At 43.0% G+C, this 22,019-nt stretch carries 17 protein-coding genes; 12 read left to right on the forward strand and 5 right to left on the reverse strand.

What is annotated here, in order from left to right; translation table 11 throughout:
• Positions 1 to 12: 12 nt before the first annotated feature.
• The 12 genes from ACYUCY_RS01755 to ACYUCY_RS01810 all read left to right on the forward strand — a co-directional run bounded on the left by ACYUCY_RS01755 (position 13) and on the right by ACYUCY_RS01810 (position 18,870).
• Positions 13 to 987: an XdhC family protein gene (locus ACYUCY_RS01755; protein ID WP_460224718.1), complete on the forward strand. Its 975-nt coding sequence runs from the start codon at positions 13 to 15 to the stop codon at positions 985 to 987.
• A 92-nt stretch (positions 988 to 1,079) separates the two neighbouring features.
• A complete protein-coding gene (locus ACYUCY_RS01760) occupies positions 1,080 to 1,715 on the forward strand; it encodes a nucleotidyltransferase family protein (protein WP_460224719.1) in 636 nt (211 codons plus the stop codon).
• Between the two features lie 205 nt (positions 1,716 to 1,920).
• Positions 1,921 to 2,313 carry a hypothetical protein gene (locus ACYUCY_RS01765; protein WP_460224720.1) on the forward strand — a complete coding sequence of 131 codons (393 nt, stop codon included), beginning with the start codon at positions 1,921 to 1,923 and terminating at the stop codon, positions 2,311 to 2,313.
• A gap of 333 nt (positions 2,314 to 2,646) precedes the next feature.
• Positions 2,647 to 3,387 (forward strand): class I SAM-dependent methyltransferase, encoded by a 741-nt coding sequence (locus ACYUCY_RS01770; protein ID WP_460224721.1) that lies wholly within the window; start codon positions 2,647 to 2,649, stop codon positions 3,385 to 3,387.
• A 716-nt stretch (positions 3,388 to 4,103) separates the two neighbouring features.
• Positions 4,104 to 7,772, forward strand: coding sequence for a DUF4175 family protein (locus ACYUCY_RS01775; RefSeq protein ID WP_460224722.1), 3,669 nt, complete (start codon positions 4,104 to 4,106; stop codon positions 7,770 to 7,772).
• A gap of 56 nt (positions 7,773 to 7,828) precedes the next feature.
• Positions 7,829 to 10,117 (forward strand): VWA domain-containing protein, encoded by a 2,289-nt coding sequence (locus ACYUCY_RS01780; RefSeq protein WP_460224723.1) that lies wholly within the window; start codon positions 7,829 to 7,831, stop codon positions 10,115 to 10,117.
• A complete protein-coding gene (locus tag ACYUCY_RS01785) occupies positions 10,117 to 11,184 on the forward strand; it encodes a hypothetical protein (protein ID WP_460224724.1) in 1,068 nt (355 codons plus the stop codon). The genes ACYUCY_RS01780 and ACYUCY_RS01785 overlap by 1 nt, the downstream gene beginning before the upstream one ends.
• Positions 11,165 to 13,813, forward strand: a complete 2,649-nt coding sequence (locus ACYUCY_RS01790) for a peptidase MA family metallohydrolase (RefSeq protein ID WP_460224725.1) — start codon at positions 11,165 to 11,167, stop codon at positions 13,811 to 13,813. The genes ACYUCY_RS01785 and ACYUCY_RS01790 overlap by 20 nt, the downstream gene beginning before the upstream one ends.
• Positions 13,810 to 14,667, forward strand: a complete 858-nt coding sequence (locus tag ACYUCY_RS01795) for a DUF4159 domain-containing protein (protein WP_460224726.1) — start codon at positions 13,810 to 13,812, stop codon at positions 14,665 to 14,667. The genes ACYUCY_RS01790 and ACYUCY_RS01795 overlap by 4 nt, the downstream gene beginning before the upstream one ends.
• A 94-nt stretch (positions 14,668 to 14,761) precedes the next feature.
• Entirely contained in the window at positions 14,762 to 15,841 is a 1,080-nt protein-coding gene (locus tag ACYUCY_RS01800) for an AAA family ATPase (protein ID WP_460224727.1), read from the forward strand.
• 37 nt (positions 15,842 to 15,878) lie between these two features.
• A complete protein-coding gene (locus tag ACYUCY_RS01805; protein WP_460224728.1) occupies positions 15,879 to 16,772 on the forward strand; it encodes a DUF58 domain-containing protein in 894 nt (297 codons plus the stop codon).
• Positions 16,773 to 16,848: 76 nt separating this feature from the next.
• A complete protein-coding gene (locus tag ACYUCY_RS01810; RefSeq protein WP_460224729.1) occupies positions 16,849 to 18,870 on the forward strand; it encodes a BatA domain-containing protein in 2,022 nt (673 codons plus the stop codon).
• A gap of 21 nt (positions 18,871 to 18,891) precedes the next feature.
• Here the strand turns inward: ACYUCY_RS01810 and ACYUCY_RS01815 are convergent, their stop codons facing one another.
• The 5 genes from ACYUCY_RS01815 to ACYUCY_RS01835 all read right to left on the reverse strand — a co-directional run bounded on the left by ACYUCY_RS01815 (position 18,892) and on the right by ACYUCY_RS01835 (position 22,009).
• Positions 18,892 to 19,152, reverse strand: coding sequence for a DUF5062 family protein (locus ACYUCY_RS01815; protein ID WP_460224730.1), 261 nt, complete (start codon positions 19,150 to 19,152; stop codon positions 18,892 to 18,894).
• Between the two features lie 17 nt (positions 19,153 to 19,169).
• A complete protein-coding gene (gene ppnP / locus ACYUCY_RS01820; protein ID WP_460224731.1) occupies positions 19,170 to 19,484 on the reverse strand; it encodes a pyrimidine/purine nucleoside phosphorylase in 315 nt (104 codons plus the stop codon).
• A 52-nt stretch (positions 19,485 to 19,536) separates the two neighbouring features.
• On the reverse strand, positions 19,537 to 19,971 hold the full coding sequence (locus ACYUCY_RS01825; protein WP_460224732.1) for a PaaI family thioesterase: 435 nt from the start codon (positions 19,969 to 19,971) through the stop codon (positions 19,537 to 19,539).
• A gap of 265 nt (positions 19,972 to 20,236) precedes the next feature.
• A complete protein-coding gene (nhaA, locus tag ACYUCY_RS01830) occupies positions 20,237 to 21,436 on the reverse strand; it encodes a Na+/H+ antiporter NhaA (RefSeq protein WP_460224733.1) in 1,200 nt (399 codons plus the stop codon).
• A gap of 39 nt (positions 21,437 to 21,475) precedes the next feature.
• The gene (locus ACYUCY_RS01835; protein WP_460224734.1) at positions 21,476 to 22,009 is read right to left on the reverse strand and encodes a DUF6817 domain-containing protein; all 534 of its coding nucleotides are present in this window, start codon (positions 22,007 to 22,009) and stop codon (positions 21,476 to 21,478) included.
• Positions 22,010 to 22,019 lie beyond the last annotated feature (10 nt).

Here is a 22,019-nt window from a genome sequence, read left to right on the forward strand (position 1 = left end):
GATTAAAAAACTATGTTCAATTTGGATTCAGAAGTTTTCTCTACCTTAATTGGTTGGTTAGAAGAGGGGAAAGCGGCTTGGTTGTGTACCGTCACTTCAACCTGGGGTTCCGCGCCAAGAGATGTTGGCTCTTTAATGGCTTGCAACGCAGAAGGAGGACAGTGTGGCTCTTTATCAGGTGGCTGTATCGAAGAAGATTTATTGGAGAAAATTTCTCGCGGTGAAATCGCCTCTGACAAATCCGTACACATGCTCTACGGAGAATCAAAGGAAGAAGCTGAGCGTTTAAAATTGCCCTGTGGTGGAACTTTAGGTGTATTGATTGAACCGCAAAGTGCTACAGAAGAAAATCTTTCCTGGTTAAAAAAAATATTACAACATCTCGAAGCTCGAGAGTGTGTTGTCCGTAACGTCGACTTCCAAAAAAATAGACGCGAGCTTATCCCTGGTTCGCATGGCGAGCGATTTATTTTTGAACGGGATGAAAACACTCCGCTTAACTTGCACCAAATTTTGGGTCCTCAGTTTCATTTATTTTTAGTTGGTGTAAGCGAAGTCACCCGCGCGCTGGCGCGGTTCGCTTTGTTGATGGATTATCGCGTCAGCGTCTGTGATCCTCGCCCGGAACAAATCAAAGCGTGGAATATCGAGAATGTCGAGTTAATACAGTCGATGCCAGATGATGCCGTTGAAAAACACGCTAACGATACTCGTACTGCAATATTAGCGTTGACGCATGATCCGCGCATCGACGATATGGGCTTGTTGGAAGCTTTTAATAGTAAAGCTTTTTATATTGGAGCGATGGGCTCAATGGCGACTTCGAAAAAACGCCGTGATAGGTTACAGCAATTGGATATTAGTAAGGCGGATTTGGATCGTTTGCATGCACCGATCGGATTGAGCATTGGTAGTAAAACGCCGTCGGAAATAGCGATTGCGATTTTGGCTGAGTTAACTCAAGTGCGTGCGAAATTACATTCTTAGGCCCCATCCGCAAATCGAAAAGTGTTTAACTTCAAATAATAAATTATTCTTAATTCTTGCTGACTTTGTTCGGTCAAAGGCAAATTTTCTATATGACCTCAGCAGATAGTGCTATGAAAACCGCCGGTGTCATCTTGGCTGCTGGAAAAGCAAGTCGTTTTGGTAGTGATAAGCGCTTGGCAAAATTTGATGATTCGCATACCTTGCTCACACGCACCACTGATTTATTCTTGCAGTGCTGCGATGACGTTTTTGTTGTTCTTAAACCCAGTGATAAAGAAAACGAACAGTTGCTGTTCGCTAAGCTCGAAGAAAAAGTAAATCTTCACTTTGTTTATTCTGACGGCTCTGCGCAAGGTATGGGTAGCAGTTTGAGTGATGCAATTACCTTTCTTGATGTTTTCGAGGCAAAATATAATCAGAAGTTTACTGGTGTATTGTTGGGTTTGGCAGATATGCCTTTTATTCGTTTGACGACAATGAAAAAAATTCTGGCGTCAAAGTCGGCGAAAAGAATTATTGTGCCTTCGGTGTTTAATGAAGAAGGGGTTAAAAAATTAGGTCATCCTGTCTGGTTTGGTCGTCTTTGGTTTGATCAATTAAAATTATTACGCGGCGATCGGGGTGGAAGGTCAATTATTTCCGAAAACCCGCAAGCAGTTACTGAGCTGCCGGTTAAAGATGCTGGAATTTTACGCGATATTGATGAGCCGAGTGATCTGAAATAGTGCAATTTTTATTGTTAAAAATTAACTCCATGTATGCGCCATCATTCTTTAATCCCATATCATAAAAAACTTATCATTTTTTAATATAAACCCTTTCTATTTAATCAGTTTTTATCATATTATCCCGAAACGATAAGAATTCTAAAAAGGACAATAAAAATAGCAAAATAATAATAATGTAGTTTTCTCGGGAGTAGTAAACATCGTGCCAGTTTCGTTTTTATTTGAGAATAATGGTCAAGGTGTTGTTGTTACTGCGGCTGGTGAGTTGTTAGATGGGGAATTTTCTAGCGTTAGCGCGAAGATCTATCGCCCTGTTGTATTGTCGAAATTGAAGTATCAAGTTGTCGACCTCACTAATGTTGATAGTGTTAATACAACACCGGAACAAATTCAGCAATTAGCCGCAAAAAGTGTAGCAGCAGCAAAGGATAGCGGTGGATTAGCAATGGCAATCATTGTTAATAACGGACTATTGGAGAGCCTGGTTCGTCTATGGCGATTCTATGCGGAACATGACGCGCTACAGGTTGCAGTTTTTGCGGAGCTAGAATCCGCCAAAATTTGGGTCCAGGATATTAGCGAAACTATTTCTTAGCCTGTTCGTTAGCATATGCGGCTTAATTTTTATCTGGGTTTGTGTATAAATACTTCTATTTTTTATTGCTCGGCGCTTTTCGCTTGCGTTCTTGTTAAGCCTTGCTCTTGTCCAACTTGATAGCTCAACTTGATCATTAGCGAGTTGAATTTCTAGAGTCATCATTTACTCATTGGCCGAAATTACTTGAGCAAATAATATGCTTCATCACTTTGATTGTGCTTAAGTTGTGCTTAGATTAAATTGTGCCTAAGTTGTACTCAGATTAAATAGTCACACCAGTTTTAAAAATACTTTTAAAAATGAATTCATAAAAATAATTAGGAGTGATAAATGAAAATTATTTATAGATGCACAGTTTGTGTAATAAGCCTACTTTTTTCTCTGTCTGTCTTTGCTGTCGGAAGTGTTAGCGATATTCAGGCGGCTATTAATAGCGACAAGCGTACTGCTGGAGAAAGCGACCGGGATGCGGGGCGAAAACCAGCGGAAGTGTTGGCGTTTTTAGGTGTGAAGCCGGGAATGACGGTTTTGGATGTTGCGGCGTCGGGTGGTTGGTATACAGAAGTATTGTCTTTCGCTGTCGGCAGCGAGGGAAAAGTGTACGCGCAGAATTCGCCCGCTTTTCTTCAATACCGTGATGGTGCAAATGAAAAAGCAATTTCAGCGCGCTTGGCTAATAATCGCTTGCCAAATGTAGAGCGAATCAATTCAGAATTTGGTGGGATGAATATCGACAACAGTGTCGATGTTGCAATTACCGCTTTAAATTTTCACGATATTTATAATCGTAGTCCAGAAGCCGGCGTTGCGATGTTGAAAGATATTAAGGCCGCTTTAAAACCCGGCGGTGTTTTAGGTCTGATCGATCATAACGGTAAAGAGGGCACCGACAATAATGCCTTGCATAGAATGCCAGTTCAGCAAGCGATTGATGCAGCGAAAGCGGCGGGCTTCGAAGTTGAAGTCAGTGACATTCTTGCCAATAGCGAAGATGACGGCTCGGCGTTGGTTTTTGCTCCTGGGGTTCGAGGTAAGACTGACCGCTTTCTTTTGAAATTAACTAAAAAGTAAGAATTCCTAAATAGAAATTTTTAAAGCGATGTTGGTGCAAGCCGGCCTCGCTTTTTTTGTGCGCCCATCACCAGAATCTACTAAATAAATCTTGGAGTGTTGGCCGACTATCTTCAGCAGCGACGAATCTTCAATGACTGTCTATCTTTAATCGCCATTTAACTTCCTATTTAAAAGATAAAACGCTCTTCTGTGGTCTTGTGAGGGCTTGCGGGATGGTGATGGATCACCAGTGGCCATTGAATTGCCATATTTCTTGCTACATTGGCCTCGCAATTTAGGGAACTACGGAACACTTTTCGAGTCAAAATGCGACGTGTAAAAATGTGTAAAACGCTAACTGTGTGGATGTACTTAAAGTGGGGGTGATTATAATCAAGGCAGGCAATAGGAGCACTTATTCCCCTCGACCTTGATAGGCCAAAGCTTGCCGAGCGATCTACCCCTCAAGCAGCAAAAGAAATTAAGGTTTTAAGTTAAATTCACCGCGTAATCAACTATAACTATATAAGGGAAATAACCCGTATTTGCGCGCCGAGACGGCAAGGTAGAGTGTCAGTTAAGCCGGGCTAAAGTGGCGCGATCTAAGGGTTCAGGTGAATAAATAGCGGCGAAGCTTAATCTTGATTTTCATCAATTTTTTTTCGCTTTCATAATCCGCCCAATTCAATACACTAGGCGGATCCAAATCCATTGAACTGCCCTGTGGTATCTTTATGCCTTATTCAGCATTGGAATCTATTCGTGACCGCCTAAAAACAACCAGGCGCAGGCAAAACTTATTACTCGTATTGACCCAGCTAGGCCGTTGGATATTGGCCTGTTCAGTGGCGTTTATTACCTTTGTCTTTATTGGGGTGTTTTTCGATTTAGGCAGCCCCGCCTGGAAAACCTTATTTTTGATATGGGTGGCCAGTGTTTTCCTCATCAGCTTCGCGGTGATTTGGCGATTTCTTTCCCAGCTACAAAGCGACCGGCGTTTTGCCCACAGTATTGAAGCCCGCCTTCCTGATATTGAACAGCGACTAATAACTTCCATCGAGTTTCAGGGTGAGTCACGTGAAGGCGTTTCTCAGCAATTTGTTGATCAGTTGTGGGAAGATGCCAATTCTTATGTCGAAGATAAACCGCTGAAAACGGCGATTCCAACCTCGTCAGCAACCTTGGCGAGCGCTATGGCAATAGCTTCGATAACTTTTACAGTTTTTTTACTTAATTTTTCTGAAGGCTTTCTTGGCTCTGCAAAGCAACTGGTTTGGCCCTGGCTGCAAAGCGAAGATCTGATTGTTGAAGTCGAAATGCCAAATTTGCCAATTGCGATTGTCGTCAACCCTGGCGATATTTCTATGCAACGTGGCGACGACATTACAATTTCTGCGTCTCTCGATAATGCCAGTGGTCGGCAACTCGCACTTTATGTACAAGATGACAATGTTAATTGGCGTCGACTGAATATGTTGCCGGAGAGCGGCGAAGACGCGAACGACGCGAAAGCGTTTAGCGTGAATTTAAATCAACTCAGTCAAGATCTTGTTTATTATGTTGAGTATCAAGATCTCGATCGCCTGGATTCTGAACCTGTTCGTTCTCCTCAATTTCAAATTAATTTGTTTGATCTTCCTAGGGTTGAGGATTTGTCTGTTGCTTTTGATTTTCCCGATTACACAGGAATTGAAGACAAAGTTGAAACCCCGGGTGGCGATATTGTTGCACCCGAAGGCACAAAAATTTCTTTGCTTGCCTCGCTAAATAAATCAGTAAAAGAGGCTAAAGTTGTTTTTGATGACGGGACGATTCTCAATCTTGAAATTGAAAACGACAAAGCGAAAGGAGAGTTTACTGTTAGCGAAGACGCTAGTTATCAGATTGAATTGTTAGATGGTGAAGACTACCAAAATAAAAACCCACTAGAATATTATGTTCGTGCAATTAAAGATAAAGAACCGGAAATCACCTTAAAGCTGCCTGGTAAAGACCAGCGCGTAATGCCTTTAGAAGAAGTTGCAATCCAGGTTGATGCTAGCGATGACTATGGGTTAACGCAATTTGAATTAAATTACAGCGTCATCGGTGCTGATGATAAGCAAGTAAATTTTTTAAAGCAGTCTGGCCAGAAAAAAATTGCAAAAATAACTGGCGATACCATGGTCTATTTAGAAGATTTAAAAGTTGAGCCTGGTGATGTGGTGAGTTATTCAATTACAGCCTCAGACAACAACGGTTTGAATGGTCCTGCACAAGTTATTTCCGATATCTATTTTCTTGAAGTTGTTCCCACTGATCACGAATTTAGTCGCGCAAACGCTGGCGGCGGAGGTGGCGGTGGCGGCGGAGGTGGTGGTGGAGACAGCAGCGCTCTTATCACCAATCAAAAAGATGTGATTGCCGCGACGTGGAAGTTGAGAAACCGAAAAGATAAAGTCACCGCAGAAAGTTTGGCTGAAGATGGTGAAATAATTCGCGAGTCGCAAGCTGAAGTTGCGCAGCGTGCACAAATGTCGATAAACCGACTGACGGAGCGTGGTGATTTTGCCGATGAAAACTATCAGATAGCGGTTGAAGCGCTGACCAAAGCAATTGGTGAAATGGAAGCGGCGGTTGCAGAGCTTGATGATTTATCTTTGTCGACGGCTTTGCAATCTGAGCAGAAAGCGCTGCAATCAATTTTAAAAGCTGAAGCCCAAATTAATAAATCTCAAGTGGCAATGAACCGCCAAGGCGGTGGCGGTGGTGGTGGAGGTCAACAAGAAAACGCTGATTTGCGCGAGCTTTTTGAAATGGAAATGGGAGAGTTAGAAAATCGTTATGAAATGCCCCAGCAGCAAGCAGGCGGCCAACAACAGCAGCAGCAAAATGAAACCCTGGATAAACTAAAAGAATTAGCGCGTCGCCAAGAACGTTTGACTCGCGCGCAAAGAGAATTAGCCCGGCGTCAAAATCAAATGGAGGAAGAGCCTCGCCGCAAAGAATTGGAGCGCTTACAGCGACAACAAGAAGAGTTGCGTCGTGATTTGGCGCAGTTGGCCGAGTCTGTTCAGCAACAATCTTCTCAAGGACAACAGTCACAGAGTCAACAATCTTCTTCGGGGCAGAGTACGTCACAGCAATCTTCGGCGCAGCAGTCTTCATCTCAACAGAGCTTGCCACAACAAATGCAGCAAGCATTGCAAGAAATGCAACAGGCAGCTGAAAGTGAATCTCCTGGCCAAGCGGCGGCCAAAAGTCAAAAGGCATTGGATAGTTTGCGACAACAAGCTGAGCAGATGAGCCAAAACGGACAGCAGTCAATTGCCGAAATGCAGGAAGAAATTAAAAAGCAAACCCAAGAGTTGGTTCAGCAGCAGCGTGATTTCAAAAAACAAATCGAAAACCTTAGTCGTGAGCAAAGTTTGGGTAATAACCGTTATGAATCTGCGAACTCCGAGCGCACTGCGGAGCTTTTGGAAGAGCAAGAAGAATTAAAAGATACAATTGTTGATGTTGGAAAAAAATTAAGAGAGATAGCAACGCGCGCCGACGAAAGTGAGGCGCGTGCAATGGAAAGTGCTCACGAGCTGTCGCGATCATTGCGACCGATTCAAGAAAAAATGGATACGAGCCATCAAATTCTTGAGCGCGGCATGGTGAATTTGAGTTTGAAACTAGAAAATGATATTGAATCTCAGCTCGCTGATTTACAGCGGAGCGTTGAAAATCTTGGTCGTTCACAAAGTGCTGTTGCGGCAGCAGATGAAGACGATGATCTCGAGAATCAGGTGAGAAACCTCCGCCAAAGTTTACAGCAGCTTCAGCAGCAACTGGCACAACAAGATGGATCGCAGCAAGGTTCTCAGCAAGGTTCTCAGCAGTCTGGCTCGCAAGAGCCGGGTTCGCAGCCTGGTTCAGCGCAACAGGGTTCTCAGCAAGCCGGAGCGCGACAAAATGGCGAATTACCGGGTCAGCTTCCCGACACGAATGACGTGCGACAAGGTGAGCGCAGTGGCGCTGGTGGCCGAACCGGGCAGCAAGCTAATTCACAATCTCCTGCGACTAGACAGCAAATGCAAGAAACATTGGAGCAGAGTAGGGAACTGGCTCAAGGCTTAGCGGAGATGGGCCAGGGCGGGCAAAATGCTTGGGCTGGTAGCGCACGTTCGGTTCGTTCCCAGCTAACGCGTCAAAACGTCGAAGAATTTATGAATCGACCGGAGTTATTAAAAGAGTTGTTGCAGCCCATTATTGATTTAGAAAATCAGTTGCGTATGCAATCCCAGTTGAATCAAATAGATAACAAACTTTATTCCTCGCTAGAGGAAGATGTACCGGAAGAATATAAGAATTTAGTTGAAACCTATTATCGAGTTTTGTCCGAGAGCAAAACCACAACTACGAGCCCTCGAAACTAACGAGCATTTTTTCAGCTAAATGTTTAGCGGAATACTTTTTATTGGAATATGTATAGTTGATAGAAGATCATTACATTCAAGCCATACTTGATGGTCAATTTACTTTCGGATACTCGATAGGTGCTATTGGACTTACCTCGATTGCCGTAATTTTGGTGGGGCTTGCTTTTGCTTTTTACTGGCGAACGACACGACCCATTTCCAAAACTTGGAAGGCTTTTTTAATTTGTTTGCGTGCTTCTAGCTTATTGCTAATTGCATTTTTTCTACTTGAGCCGGGTGTTCTCGTTTCTGAAGTTATTCCCCAGCAAACCTATGTCGCTGTGCTGGTGGATGATTCACAAAGTATGAGTATTCAAGATAACTCGAGCTTACCGTCCCGCCACGATCAAACTCTTGATCTTTTATATCGTGATGAAAAAATTATCGAACGTTTGGCAGAAAATTTTCAGGTAAGAACTTATCGTTTTTCTGATCTCGCCGAACGCCTCGCTGGCCCAGAAGCTCTGACTCAAGATGGCGGTCGTTCACAGTTATCTTCTGCCTTGGATCATGTGATGGGTGAATTGGCTAGCTTCCCAACCGCAGCGATGATTGTTGTTAGCGATGGCGCTGACAATAGCGAGGTCGATCCTCTGCAGAATGCGCAGACCTTAGCCGAAAATAACATTCCATTATATACAGTCGGAATTGGTGAGGAAGATTTACAAAAAGATATCAATATCGTCGATGTGAGTGCAGCTAAATCTTTACTGGAAGGCTCTATTTACACGGTTGACATTAATGTTAATCAGCGTGGCTATAAAGGACAGCAAGCGAAACTTTCTATTACTTCTGATGGTGTCGAAGTCGCACAACAATCTGTCGCGTTAGCAGACGATGGTAATACCAAGCGATTCTCTTTGGAACTTAAGCCAGAAGAAGAGGAAATCGTCGTTTACAATGTTGCCGTTGAAGAAAAGCCCGGTGAAACGATAAAGCAAAATAATCACTACACATTCTTTATTGATAACCGCAAAAAAAAACCTTTGGATATTCTTTATATCGAAGGTCAGCCTAGAAACGAATATAAATTTATTCGTCGTGCCTTGGATGCTGATACCTCGTTGCGCTTAGTCAGTTATGTGCAAACGGGGCCAAGAAAATATTTACGCCAAGGTATCAATTCCCCTCAAGAACTCAGCGAGGGTTTTCCTCGTGATGCAGAAACCTTGTTTGAATACGAAGCTATTGTGTTTGGCAATGTTGAGCGTTCATTTTTCAATGATGAGCAGCTTCAATTGGCGCAAGATTTTGTTGGCAAGCGCGGCGGAGGCTTTTTATCAGTTGGTGGTTTAAATGAGGCGTTTATTGATTCCGCAATTGATGACATGCTTCCGGTGGATCTCGTTCGTGAATCAAGATTGCCCAGTTACCTTCAAGGCGGCGCGCGTCGAGGCGATCATCCAACCGGCGCAAAATTCCCCGCCCGGGTAACTCGCGATGGCGAATATTCACCAATTCTTCGTTTGGCTTCTGACGATAAAAAGAATCGTGAATTGTGGCGTGAGATGCCGGAGCTAGAAGGTGTGTATGTTTCTGGTCGAGCAAAACCAGGTGCTACCGTATTGATGGAGCACCCGACCCTGAGTTATCAGAACTCACCACTACCGATATTAAGTGCGCAACGTTATGGTGCGGGGCGTTCTATGGTGCTGGCTACGGCTAGTTCATGGCGTTGGCAGATGCTGCAACCAGTCGCGGATCAATCTCACGAACGTTTATGGCGACAAATTTTACGTTGGTTAGCAACTGAGTCTCAACAGCGAGTAACGATTTCCTTGGATAAGGAAAATTATAATGTTGGCGATACTGTAGAAGTATCAGCTCACTTGCTCAACGAAGAATTTGAAAGTGATAACGATGGTTTGTTGTGGCTGGAAATTAACAAACCTGATGGTGCTTTCGACGAATTGCCGATGAATTGGCAGTTAGAAAAAGATGGGACTTATGTAGCAAAAATGCTTGTTGAGCAAGAAGGCGTTTTTGATTTAACGGTAAAGGTGCCGAGCGAAGCAAATAGTAATTTACAAGCGCAGCGTCCACTAATCGTAACGCCTTCAAGACGAGAATTTTTACAAGCAGGTATGGATAGCGGCCTGCTGCGCCGCATGGCCGCTGCGAGTGGCGGAAAATTTTATACTCGCGATGACGCAAATGATATTGTGAATGATATTACTTTTAATCCCAATGCTTATTCGCAGACAGAAGTGCATAGCTTTTGGGATCAACCGTTTTTCTTGTATTTATTACTAGCGCTAATTTGTATCGAATGGTTTACTCGACGCTATAAAGGTTTGTCGTGATGATAAAAAGCCAAACTAAGAAAAAATCTCTCATTATGCTGAAAACAAAACGCGTATCGCTTGCCCTTTTAATATTGCTGATAGGCACATCGCTGTCCACGGTATTGCTCGCCGATGAGGTTGGTAGTTTTGTCAATTCTGCAGATACGAAAAAGTATGCACTAATCATTGTTGGTGCGAGTGCTGATCAGGAGCATGCAGAACGTTTTAAAGAATGGGCTTTAACGCTGCGGACCAGTTTAAAAGACGATTACGGTTATCCGGTTAAACAGTTAACGCTCTTACTTGGTGATGAAGACAAAAATAGTTTTAGCATCGATGGTTCGAGTAGAGTTGAGTCTATTAAATCTGTCTTTAGTAACTTGTCAGAAAAAATCAAAGCGAATGATCAATTACTTGTTGTTCTTATCGGTCACGGCACTGGTTCTGGCGATCAAGCGAAGTTTAATATTGTCGGTCCAGATATTACGGGTGTGGATTTTGCAAAAATGTTGGAGCCCATCGCGAGCAAAAATATCGTCGTTGTGAATACTGCTAGCGCTAGCCATGATTTTAGTCAGAAAGTCTCTTTGGCCGGGCGTATCGTCGTATCAGCAACGCGATCAAGGGCGGAAAAGTACGATACTATTTTTCCTTTATATTTCGTCGAAGGCCTGCAAAATCAAAATGCAGATCGAGATAAGAATAAACGGGTTTCTGTTCTCGAAGCTTTTGATTACGCGAGTTCCCAGGTAAATAATTTTTATCGTGATAACGATGCATTGGCGTCGGAACACGCCGGCTTGGACGATAACGGCGATGGCGTGTTCAGTATTAAACCTGGTGTACAGGGCGATGGCCGTCTAGCAGAAGTAGCCTATTTGGATTCTATCGGCGGCGAAGGGCAGGCATTGTCTCCTGAGGCTGCAAAGCTACGAGTGCAAATGGATAATATAGAAAGAGATATTTTTATCTTGCGGGCAGGGAAGAAAGCGCTAACTGAAGAAGAGTATTGGGGAAGAATAGAACCGTTATTAATTCAACTTGCGAAGACAACGAGAGAATTCGATGCATTACAAGCGCCGTAATTTTAAACGTCATTTGGTCCTTTCCTGTATAGGCTTAATTGTTGCGTCACCGCTGTGCTCAGCGGTTTCTTTACTCGAAGCGGAGGAGGTTTATAAGCGCGGAGATTTTTCTCGTGCCGCTGAGATGTATCTCGAAGTAGAAGATGCAAAAATTAAAGCCGCCGTGGGAGCGAGTCGTAGTTATGCTCTGGTCGGTGAGTACGAGAAAGCAGAGAAGGTCTGTCGTGATGCTTTAAAGAAATCAACTGACTCACCTGTTCTTCTAACTCAATTGGCCGAAGTTTTATTTGAAGTTGGCCGTTCAGATGAATCCTTGGAAATTCTAGAAAAAGTTGTCGACAGTACCTCAGTTAACTTACGCGCATTAGTGAAATACGGAGAAATACTTAAGTATCGCGGTCGCGATGGCGCTGACATTTATTTTTTGGCGGCGATAGCGGATTACTCAGGCCGTATTAATGTAAATTCAGAAGAAGTTAGTTTGGTTGCTAGGGCACAATGGTTGAGTGGTAATCATCAAGAAGCCAATCGGCTCTTTAGGGAATCGACACGCTTAGATCGTACGAACATGGAAGCCCAAGTTTGGTGGGGCGATCTGTTTGCGGAAAAATTTAACGATGCCGAAGCGCAACAATCTTATCAGCAAGTACTTGAATACAATCCCTACTACGTGCCGGCAATTGTTGGCCTGGCAAAGGTCAGTCATCAAAGAAACATTTTGGATAAAGCTTTGTTTACCAATCCGAAATCAGTCCAAGTGTTTGCGGCCTTTGCAGAGTTAGCGTTGGCGCAAAGTAAAATTGGTGAAGCTCGGAGCTATCTCAACGCGGCGCTGCCTAATAACTCAGAAGCTCTTGAAATTATTACTCCACTTGCCGGCATTGCGGCGCTTCAGGAAGATCAAGAGCTATACGAGGCTATGCGCCAGCGCGCTGAATCGATTCGCCCAAATAGTGCCGAGTTTTACAGCAAAATAGGCGATTATTTTGGCAAAGATTATCGGTTTACCGAGGCCGTAGAGTTTGCGCGACAAGCCATTGAATTGGAGCCAGAGTATTGGCCCGCTCATACGGTACTCGGTAGTAATTTAATTCGTTTGGGCGAAGAAGAAGAGGGGCGAGCTGTATTGGAACTCGCTTTCGATAAAGACCCCTTGAATTTACATACCTCCAATATGTTGAAAGTCTTCGATACCTTGGATACCTACATCACCAAAAACAGCGAACACTTTACAGTAAAAATGAGCGAGACTGATTCGCAAGTATTTTGGCCCTATCTTGAGCCCTTCCTTGAAGAAGCTTGGGACACCATGGAGAAAAAATATGGTTTTACTCCTGAGGCGCCAGTACTTATTGAAGTATTCGAGCGTCGCGAAGATTTTTCTGTGCGCTCCGTGGGTCTTCCCGATATCGGACCCTTAGTAGGAATTTGTTTTGGCAAGGTGATTACATTAATTTCGCCAAGCTCCCTAACGGCAAACTGGCAAGAAATTGTTTGGCATGAATTCGTTCATGTCGTCACTTTGCAGATGACAAAAAACCGTATTCCCCGCTGGTTGTCCGAAGGAATTTCTGTTTATGAGGAGCACCAGGGTCGAGATGAGTGGGGGCAAAGACAAGATCTTGATGTAGTGCGAGCCTTAAACCAAGGAAAGATTTTACCGATAGAAAGAATTGACGATGCGTTTTTTCAAGCGCGTTCTAATGATGATCTCAATCTCGCGTACCTACAGTCTTATTTGGTTGTGGAATACATCGCCGATGATTTAGGTATTGATAAGCTGAAGAGATTAATTGAGGCCTACGGTACTCATGCCACTACAGAAGAAAATATAAAAACCGTTTTTGATCTTTCCGCTAAGGAGTTTAACCAAGGTTTTTCCTCGTGGATTGAAAAACGCATGGCGAAAGTCGATGTGTATGTGCATTTGGAAGATACGGCTGATGAAGGCGAAGCCCATGGCCATGGTGTGCGGAATAACTCTTCTTCAGTGTTGGCGGAGTTGTACAGTGCGGACTCAGTTAAAAATCATATGCGTGACCGCATTAAAAAAGAGCCTCGCGATTTTCAGGCACAGCTACAGTTAGGTATCGTGTTATTTAAAGAAAAAAATTACGCTGAAGCAAAACGGTACCTGAATAAAGCGAAAGAAATTCTTCCTGAATATACCGGTTACCCCAGCCCGCCTTTAGTTCTCGCCCAGATTTATGAGGCGACGGGAGAGCGGGAGGAGCAGATAAAAGAGTTAGAGTACGTGGTTAAGTACCACCAGCACGATGTTAATTCTGCACTTCAATTAGCTGAGTATGAAATAGAAAATAATGACTTTGAAAAAGCGCAATATTATTTACAAAGAGCAATCGCTGTAGACCCCTATAACTTAAAAGCGCACAGCACGTTTGCGACCCTAGCGGATCAGTTAAAGAAGCATAACGATAGTATCCGAGAATATGAAATTCTTTCGGTGTTGGATAATACTGATCCTGTCAGCGCCTATACTGATTTAGCTGGGGCTTATTTACGGGGTGGGTATGAAAGTAATGCTAAACAAACTAGCTTACGGGCACTGGAAATTGCACCCACGTATAAGCCAGCTCAAGAAATTTTGCTAGAGGCGGTAGGAGAATGATTAAAACCGATTTGAAGATACGCAAAACGCTATGTGTGTTATCGCTAGGTTTGTTTCTTGTTTCACTTAGCCAGATATCCGCCGCGCAATTTCGTGGCGGCGAGCCCAGTTTTGATTACGATGATGAAATTCCAGATGACCGTCTTGGCCAATCTGAGTTTACTTTTATCAGAGGAATTTACACGAATTATCCTGGGGCCGGCACCAATATGCGCGGCAATGGCTGGTGGGATACTGACTTCGAAGATTCTGACAGAAATTTTTTGCGCGGCGTACAGCGCTACACCAAGCTCGATACCAATAGTTTTAGCTATAAGCCACTTCGGCTGACTGATCCAGAATTGTTTGAGCACACCTTCTTATATATGAATATGAAAAGGGTGCCGATTGATTATTCTGGTACCGGGCCCAATTTTTCTCTCGAAGAAGCCGAGTCGATGCGCGAGTTTATGTTGCGTGGTGGTTTTGTATTGTTAGATGATTTTTGGGGTGAAAATCATTGGAATGACTTTTTAATTGAATTAATAAAAATATTTCCGGATCGTGAGTTAGTTAAACTCGATACGAGCCATCCGATATTCCATAGTTTTTTCGACATCGAAGAAGTGCCGCAAGTACCTGGTCGCTCTGTTACTTGGAACTTGGGGGGCACGTTTTATTTAGATGATCCAGATTTCCCACCTTCAGTTCACGCGATACTAGATGATGATGGAAGAGTGATGATGGTGGCAAATTTCAACACAGATCTCGGTGACGGTTGGGAACATACTTTTTATCAACCTTATCCCACGAAGTATTGTAACGAGGCGTATAAGCTGGGAATCAATTATATTATTTATGCCTTGAGTCATTGAGGTAAAAATTTTAAAAAACTAGAAGCCACTAACAAAATACAAAATATGATCACGATTGATTTACGCGCTGAGAGTGCTAATAAGAGAGGAAAATATGAGTGATTTAGATAAACCTGGATTTGGGCTCGATACAGAATCTAGCTCTGAATCTGATTCAGAGCGACAGCAAATGGGAAGTATTGAGCAAGATCACTTAGCTTTAGTTGAGCGGATGAAAGCCGGGCGCGAGCAATTAATTGCGGAATTGAAAAAAGTTATTATCGGTCAGCACGACATTGTTGATGAGCTGTTAATTGCATTGTTTGCCGGCGGCCATTGTTTGATTTCTGGTGTCCCTGGTCTCGCGAAAACCCTACTGATCAAAACTGTTGCAGATATTTTGCAACTAGATTTTAGTCGAATTCAGTTTACCCCGGATTTAATGCCAGCCGATGTTGTTGGTACCGAGATCGTTAAGGAAGAGAACGGCGATCGAAATATGATATTTGTGAAAGGCCCAATTTTCACCAATATTTTATTGGCAGATGAAATCAACAGAACACCGCCAAAAACGCAGTCTGCGCTACTTGAGGCGATGGAAGAGAAACAAGTTACGGCTGCTGGTATTACCCATAAAATGACTAAACCATTTTTCGTACTGGCGACGCAAAACCCCGTTGAACTAGAAGGTACTTATCCATTGCCAGAGGCGCAGCTTGATCGCTTCATGTTTAAGTTGGTCATCGATTACTTACCTGAAGAAGACGAAATGAAAGTCGTCACCAGCACCACGCAAACACAGAATGTCGAATTTTCACATCCTTTAACGGGGCAGGATATTCTTGATTTCCAAACTGTCGCACGTCAGGTGCCCGCGGCAGAATCTGTAGTTCGTTACGCAGTACGCTTAGCCGCTGCTAGCCGACCGCAATCAGAAACAGCTCCGGATTTTATTAAAAACTGGGTGAGCTGGGGAGCCGGTTTACGTGCATCACAAAATTTAATTTTGGCCGGCAAAGTACGTGCTTTATTACTCGGTCGATTTAATGTTTCTTATAACGATATTCAAAGCCTAGCGATGTCCGTATTCCGCCACCGTATTATCTTGAATTTTCACGCCGAGGCTGAGCGAGTGACAACAGAAGATGTCATTAAACGTTTGATAGAAACTGTCCCAGTCCCTAGCGGCAATTAATTTAATATGACGATGAATATTTAATGGCTGACTCTTAATGGCGGAATCTGCAAATTTTATCGATCCTAATGTGCTGGCGAGCGTAAGCAACCTTGAATTGCGTGCGCGTCTTGCTGTGGAGGGTTTTCTAAGCGGTTTACATAAAAGTCCTCATCGGGGTTTCAGTGTTGAGTTTACGGACTATCGCCATTACTACCAGGGCGATGATATTCGACATATAGATTGGAAACTTTATGCGCGCTCGGAAAAACTTTATATAAAGCAGTTCGAAGATGAAACTAATAGCCGCTGCTTTATTCTCTTGGATACTAGCGCCTCTATGGGTTACGCATCTGAAGGTAATTCAAAGTTAGAATACGGCCGAACCTTGGCAGCGGCCATGGCACATTTTATTATGCGTCAGCGCGATGCCGCTGGCCTCATGACGTTTGACCACAAAGTAAATAACGTAATCCCCGCTTTGTACCGGCAAGGTCATCTGATGCAAATTTTGCGTACCCTATCGGCAGTCAGTGCAGCAGAAACCACGGATGTTGAACGCCCCCTCAAAGATTTAGCCGTAAATTTAAAGAGTAAGAGTTTTGTTGTGTTGATCAGCGACATGCTTGACGGTGAAGAGAAAAGCATCAAATTATTGCAGCAAATGCGGGCATCAGGACACGAAGTTATTTTATTTCATGTTATGGATAATGCTGAATTAAATTTTCCCTTTGAGGAAATGTCAGAATTTGTTGATGTCGAAACTGAAGACAGCTTGCTAACCTCTCCCGGCGCAATCCGGAAAAATTATTTAGCTGCGGTCAATGAGTTTGTTGATTACTGTAAAAAACACTGCCAAACCCACGGCGTTGATTATTGTTTGTTAAATACCAGCGAACCGTTAGACAAAGCATTGTTCGCGTATTTAACTCGGCGCTCAAAAGGTTTTTGATTCGATTTATTGCAATAGATAGTTACGATTTAAAACGAAATAGCAAGTTAGCCATAAAATATTTAGTAGGGTAAGAATGGCGTTTTTAGCTCCTTTATTTTTATTTGGTCTTTTCGCTGTGTTAATACCACTGGCGATTCACCTAATTCGTCGTGATAAACCGCCGAAGGTGGTGTTTAGTACCTTACGCTTTTTTAAAAAAACCACCCGCAAGCAGTTTTTGTTTCAGAAGTTTCAGCAATGGTTGTTGATGTTATTGCGAGCCCTCGCGGTATGTTTGATTGCTTTTGCTTTTGCTCGTCCATTCATGAATGAATCCCTTTCCGGTTGGGCGAATCTTGCTCCCCGTTCTGTTGTCGTTCTCGTCGATGTGTCGATGAGTATGGGCTACGAAGATAATTTAGATAAAGCAAAGCAAAATGCGAAACGTCTGGTAAATAGCCTAGCGCCCGGGGATGAAGCGTCGATAATATTATTTTCCGAAACGGCGGAAACCGTTCATGGTTTAACCGGCGATTTAGCATCCTTAACAGTAGCAATAGACGGCGTTAATTCGACGAGCTTTCAGGGTACCCGTTATTTTCCCGCTATTCGTTTGGCAGATGAAGTGCTTGCCGATAGTCAGTTTGACCGTAAAGAAATTGTTTTGATTTCAGATTTCCAAGAAAACGGCATGGTAGATTTCGATGAAAATTGGAAATTAAAGCCCGGCGTAGATTTTGTAACCGACGACGTCAGCGAAAAAAGCACATCGAACCTGGCGATAACGGGAGTTAAATCTCCTGCGTATTTGCGAGGTGAAAACCAGCAAGAAGAATTATTTGTTCGTGTGCGCAGTATGGGTAGTGTTCGTCAAAATCGGGCGGAGATAATCGTCTCGATAGATGATAAAGAGCAATTGCGTAAGGTTGTTGATTTACAAGATCAATCAGAATCCGTCGTTAGCGTACCCATTACCTTTTCGGACGCAGGTTCTCATGTAGGTAAAATTAGTGTGCTAGATAGTCGTTTCACACTCGACAATGATTTTTATTTTACTGTAGACGTATTGCCTAAAATTAAAGTTTTAGTGGTCAATGGTGAATCGTCTAACAATTGGTTTGATGATGAAAGTCATTGGTTCGAGTTGGCGGTGAATAGCGCCCAAGAATCACCCTTTGAAGTCACCGATATCGAGCAGGCACAACTGAGCCAGCGCCAGCTAGACGAGCATAATGTGGTTGTGTTACTGAACACTGGTGAATTGAGTAATCGCCAAGCCAATGCATTAACTTCTTATGTTGAGCAGGGCGGTAGTATCTTGTTCGCTCCGGGAGATCGAGTACAGGCGGGCGAATTTAATCGTCAATTCGCATCGATAAGCCCAGCGACCATTATCGATCGCGGTAATTTATCCGCTAACGATTACTTGCTCATCGCAGATGTTGAAAAACGGCATCCAATCTTACGGCCTTTAGAAGTAGATTGGAGTGTCAGGTTTGATGGCCATTGGGCGACAAAGCCAGACGAGTCTGCCGACGTTTTAATGCGTTTTGATAATTCCAGCCCTACTTTAATTGAGCGCCAAGTTGGGAAGGGCCGGACAATTTTATTTGCCTCCTCGTTAGACATGGAGTGGAATAACTTGCCTTTACAGGGTATGTATCTGCCTTTCGTACATGAAATATTAAAATACTTGGCGCACACGCCAGAGAAAAAACCGTCTTATGTCGTTGGTGAAAAAGTTACTTTACCCGACAGCATTCCGACCTCTGCAAATGTACTCGATCCTTTTGGTGCTAGAGTCGCTTTAAAAGAAGGGGACACGGGTTTCAACCTATCTAAACCTGGCGTATACAAACAGTCTCAAGATGGACAAGATATCTTTTACGCGGTGAACCGACCTATCGAAGAATCGAATTTCACATCGATAGATCCAGCAGACATTCTAGATAAAGTGATTAACCCCGAAACCACGCCGACACAAAGTGCTGCGGTACGTGATCAGTTAAAGAAAGCTGAGTTAGAAAAGCCGCAACGGTTTTGGTGGTGGTTGTTGTTGGTGGTGGGATTGCTATTGTTGGTTGAAAGTTTTGTCGCGAATAGAACACATCGCTAAAAACCAATGGGGTGGCAGAGTTTATTTAAGTAAAGGATGATCTTCTGGCAATTGCCTAGAAATCCAAAGTGCCAGTTTGTGTTTCATATTCGGTTCGTTTTCTTGACCAGTAGCTAAGGGCTGAATTAATTTGTCATGAGCCAGTAGTCGATAGACAAATTTAATTTTATTCTTTGCTGAATCATTCGCATCAATTTTCCCTGCCCCTCGTTTCTCCGCGTATACCGCGCCAACCCGTATTGCTTCGGCAACAAGATCTGCTTCGTTTTTTAAGGTTTTCATAAGCGTTCCTTTTAAGCCTAATCTAGATATGAACAACAATAATCACACAATTCCTGTACTTTTATCTTGAAGCTAGAGTTGGCGTCTACTTCAAACTTTGAACCGGCCTCAAAGATTTGCCAGTCGCCATTCTCAGAGAGTTGGACTGAAACTCTTCCTGCCAAAATTTCCATTAATTCTTTCTTTTCTGTTCCAAAAGTATAATCGCCAACATTCATAATTCCCAACGTTTTTCTTTCACCGCTCGGGAAGATAATTGTTCGGCTGGTCACTTGACCATAAAAATACATATTGGCTTTAAGTACCACACTTACATTGTCAAACTGATCCATAATACCTCGCAGATTTTATATTTTTTTCTCGTCTCTATTAAAACAAAGTTCTTTAGAGATACCCAGTTGCATCTTTGAGAGCGAGTTTACCGCGAACGAAAACTCCGTTGCCCCGCCCGATTTCTCTATCCTCTGAATCATATACAATTGATTCAGAAATAAACTGACTTTTGTTTTTATTAACCACTTTCCCGACGGCTCTCATTTTTCCTGTCGAAACTGGTCGCGTAATATAAGTCGTAAAAGAAGTGGTTAACACAAAAAGCTCTGTTTCTAGTGATGCAGCGGCAAAAAAAGCAGCATCATCCAGCATTTTAAAATAAATTGCGCCGTGTACACCCCCGGCGGAATGATGATATCTCTCTCCTATATCCATTTCAATTTCAGCACTTCCTTGTGTCACTATCATGGATGGTTGAAAAATATCATGTATAGGAGCGGCTTTGTACATACTTACCAATTTTTCAAAATGTGTTCTATCAGTCATAAAAGTTATCTAAGTTGGAAGTGTGGACTTCTTATCCTGTTTGTGTGTTTGTTTGATATCGTTCAAGCGCCCGACCTTTATTCCAGAATGATAGAGGGGATGCAACAACAAAAAGCATTAAGCGAATAGATAAGCCTTTAATAGCACCCCCGATCCGACCTAGCCAACTTTGCGAGCTTAGTTCCGAGTTCTGATCATCGGACATAGTTTTTATTCTACATTTTTATATTTATTATCTTAGCGTTTAAGAGGTATTAGTTAGCGCTTAAGTATTGGTTTGTTCAGCCTTTGAACGAAAGCTTATCTTTAGAATTAGAAAGCCCGCAATGCCAGATGCTAGTGAACCGACAATAATGCCCAGTCGCTCATCAAAAAGTAAGTTAACCCCAGTCTCTTCAAATGCCAGTGAGCCGATAAATAGGCTCATTGTGAAGCCTATCCCACATAGTGCTGCAGTTCCATACAGGCTAAGCCAGTTCATCCCTGCAGGCAATTCGGTAATCTTCAGCTTTATGAAAATCCAGCAAATTCCCACTATGCCAATTTGTTTTCCAAAAAATAGCGCGAGCGCGATTCCCATTGGGACGCTGTGAAGTAATTGCTCCGCCCCGACACCTTTAAAACTTATTCCTGCATTGGCAAAGGCGAAAATTGGTAGAACAAAGAATGCGACAACGGAATGAAGATCGTGCTCTAAACTTTTTAAAGGCGAAATACTTGGATCCTGATTCGAGCGTAAAGGGATAAACATCGCTAAGATTACGCCGGCAAGTGTTGCGTGAACACCGGATTTCAATGTTGCGACCCACATGATGATCCCTATTAATATATAGGGGCTTTTGGACAATACATTTTTCTTGTTGAGAGTAGCCAAAATTGGGATGCAAAGCGCAACGATGACTAAAGCAGTAATAGAAATATTTGAAGTATAAAAAAGAGCAATAATTACGATCGCTCCGATATCATCAAAGATAGCTAACGAAGTTAGAAATATTTTAATCGTAACCGGAACGCGCGAACCCAGTAAAGTCAACACACCTAAGGCAAACGCAATATCTGTCGCAGCGGGAATGGCCCACCCTTTTAGTGCGATTGAGTCATCCATATTAAAATACAGATAAATTAGCGCTGGTGCCAGCATACCTCCGATAGCTCCGACACCCGGCAGTATAATATTACGCTTATTGGATAATTCCCCTTCTATAAGTTCACGCTTCAATTCCAGACCAACGAGAAAAAAGAACACCGCCATGAGGCCGTCGTTGATCCAAAGTAGTAACGGTTTTGCAATTTCTAAGTTACCAATTTGAATTGCAACTGGTGTAGAGAGTAGTAAATCATAAAAGCGATCCAGAGGGGTGTTTGCTAATACAATAGCTAAAAAAGCGGCGAAGAATAATAATATTCCACCAGCGGATTCCATTTTTAAAAATGAGTTAATAAATTCTTTTTGAGGTCCTATCATGTCGCTCCAAGGCTTCGTAATTAATTCGATACTATTAGTCTACCAGTCAGAAAAAATTTCCTTAGTTTTCCGCTGTGCACTTTCGCATAAGAAAGGTGCCATTCTTGCAAACAAACGATTCAGCTCGTTTCCGTATTTACCTAAAAATTCTTCGTTATCGATTGCAATTTCAGTTTCGTTTGCCGCAGTTAACTCGCAAAAATCTCTAAATGTTTGCGCGGACAGATAATAACTCTCCTTAGTAAATCTGTTTTTAAATTCTGGCTTGTTGTCTCGCCCGATCTTTGCGAAAAAATCCTCACGATCACAGGCGCAGTATTGGTAAACAATTTCTTCAGCGGCGGATCCAATAATATCCGCAATTTTAGTGCGCTGATCTGCTGAAACTAAGCTTTGTTCAAAACCGGCTGTTCCATAGGCAGCATGAAATAAACCTGCATTCTGGAGAGCTTTACTCGCTCCCCAGGATTCGAGCAGTTGTTGGGTGCCTTTAAGGTGCTGTATTAAGCTTCCATCGAGATGCTCAAACTCGCCGGCGCCGAGGGCTGCGAGCGCCTGAAATTCTTCTTCCATTCCTAACTCC

Source organism: Aurantivibrio infirmus, from assembly GCF_054767315.1.

What these genes read in the sequence shown, in the direction of transcription:
- ACYUCY_RS01755 (WP_460224718.1), top strand. Translation starts at nt 13, where the DNA reads ATGTTCAATTTGGATTCAGAAGTTTTCTCTACCTTAATTGGTTGGTTA.
- ACYUCY_RS01760 (WP_460224719.1), top strand. Translation starts at nt 1,080, where the DNA reads ATGACCTCAGCAGATAGTGCTATGAAAACCGCCGGTGTCATCTTGGCT.
- ACYUCY_RS01770 (WP_460224721.1), top strand. Translation starts at nt 2,647, where the DNA reads ATGAAAATTATTTATAGATGCACAGTTTGTGTAATAAGCCTACTTTTT.
- ACYUCY_RS01775 (WP_460224722.1), top strand. Translation starts at nt 4,104, where the DNA reads ATGCCTTATTCAGCATTGGAATCTATTCGTGACCGCCTAAAAACAACC.
- ACYUCY_RS01785 (WP_460224724.1), top strand. Translation starts at nt 10,117, where the DNA reads ATGATAAAAAGCCAAACTAAGAAAAAATCTCTCATTATGCTGAAAACA.
- ACYUCY_RS01790 (WP_460224725.1), top strand. Translation starts at nt 11,165, where the DNA reads ATGCATTACAAGCGCCGTAATTTTAAACGTCATTTGGTCCTTTCCTGT.
- ACYUCY_RS01795 (WP_460224726.1), top strand. Translation starts at nt 13,810, where the DNA reads ATGATTAAAACCGATTTGAAGATACGCAAAACGCTATGTGTGTTATCG.
- ACYUCY_RS01800 (WP_460224727.1), top strand. Translation starts at nt 14,762, where the DNA reads ATGAGTGATTTAGATAAACCTGGATTTGGGCTCGATACAGAATCTAGC.
- ACYUCY_RS01805 (WP_460224728.1), top strand. Translation starts at nt 15,879, where the DNA reads ATGGCGGAATCTGCAAATTTTATCGATCCTAATGTGCTGGCGAGCGTA.
- ACYUCY_RS01810 (WP_460224729.1), top strand. Translation starts at nt 16,849, where the DNA reads ATGGCGTTTTTAGCTCCTTTATTTTTATTTGGTCTTTTCGCTGTGTTA.
- ACYUCY_RS01815 (WP_460224730.1), bottom strand. Translation starts at nt 19,152, where the DNA reads ATGAAAACCTTAAAAAACGAAGCAGATCTTGTTGCCGAAGCAATACGG.
- ppnP (WP_460224731.1), bottom strand. Translation starts at nt 19,484, where the DNA reads ATGGATCAGTTTGACAATGTAAGTGTGGTACTTAAAGCCAATATGTAT.
- ACYUCY_RS01825 (WP_460224732.1), bottom strand. Translation starts at nt 19,971, where the DNA reads ATGACTGATAGAACACATTTTGAAAAATTGGTAAGTATGTACAAAGCC.
- nhaA (WP_460224733.1), bottom strand. Translation starts at nt 21,436, where the DNA reads ATGATAGGACCTCAAAAAGAATTTATTAACTCATTTTTAAAAATGGAA.
- ACYUCY_RS01835 (WP_460224734.1), bottom strand. Translation starts at nt 22,009, where the DNA reads ATGGAAGAAGAATTTCAGGCGCTCGCAGCCCTCGGCGCCGGCGAGTTT.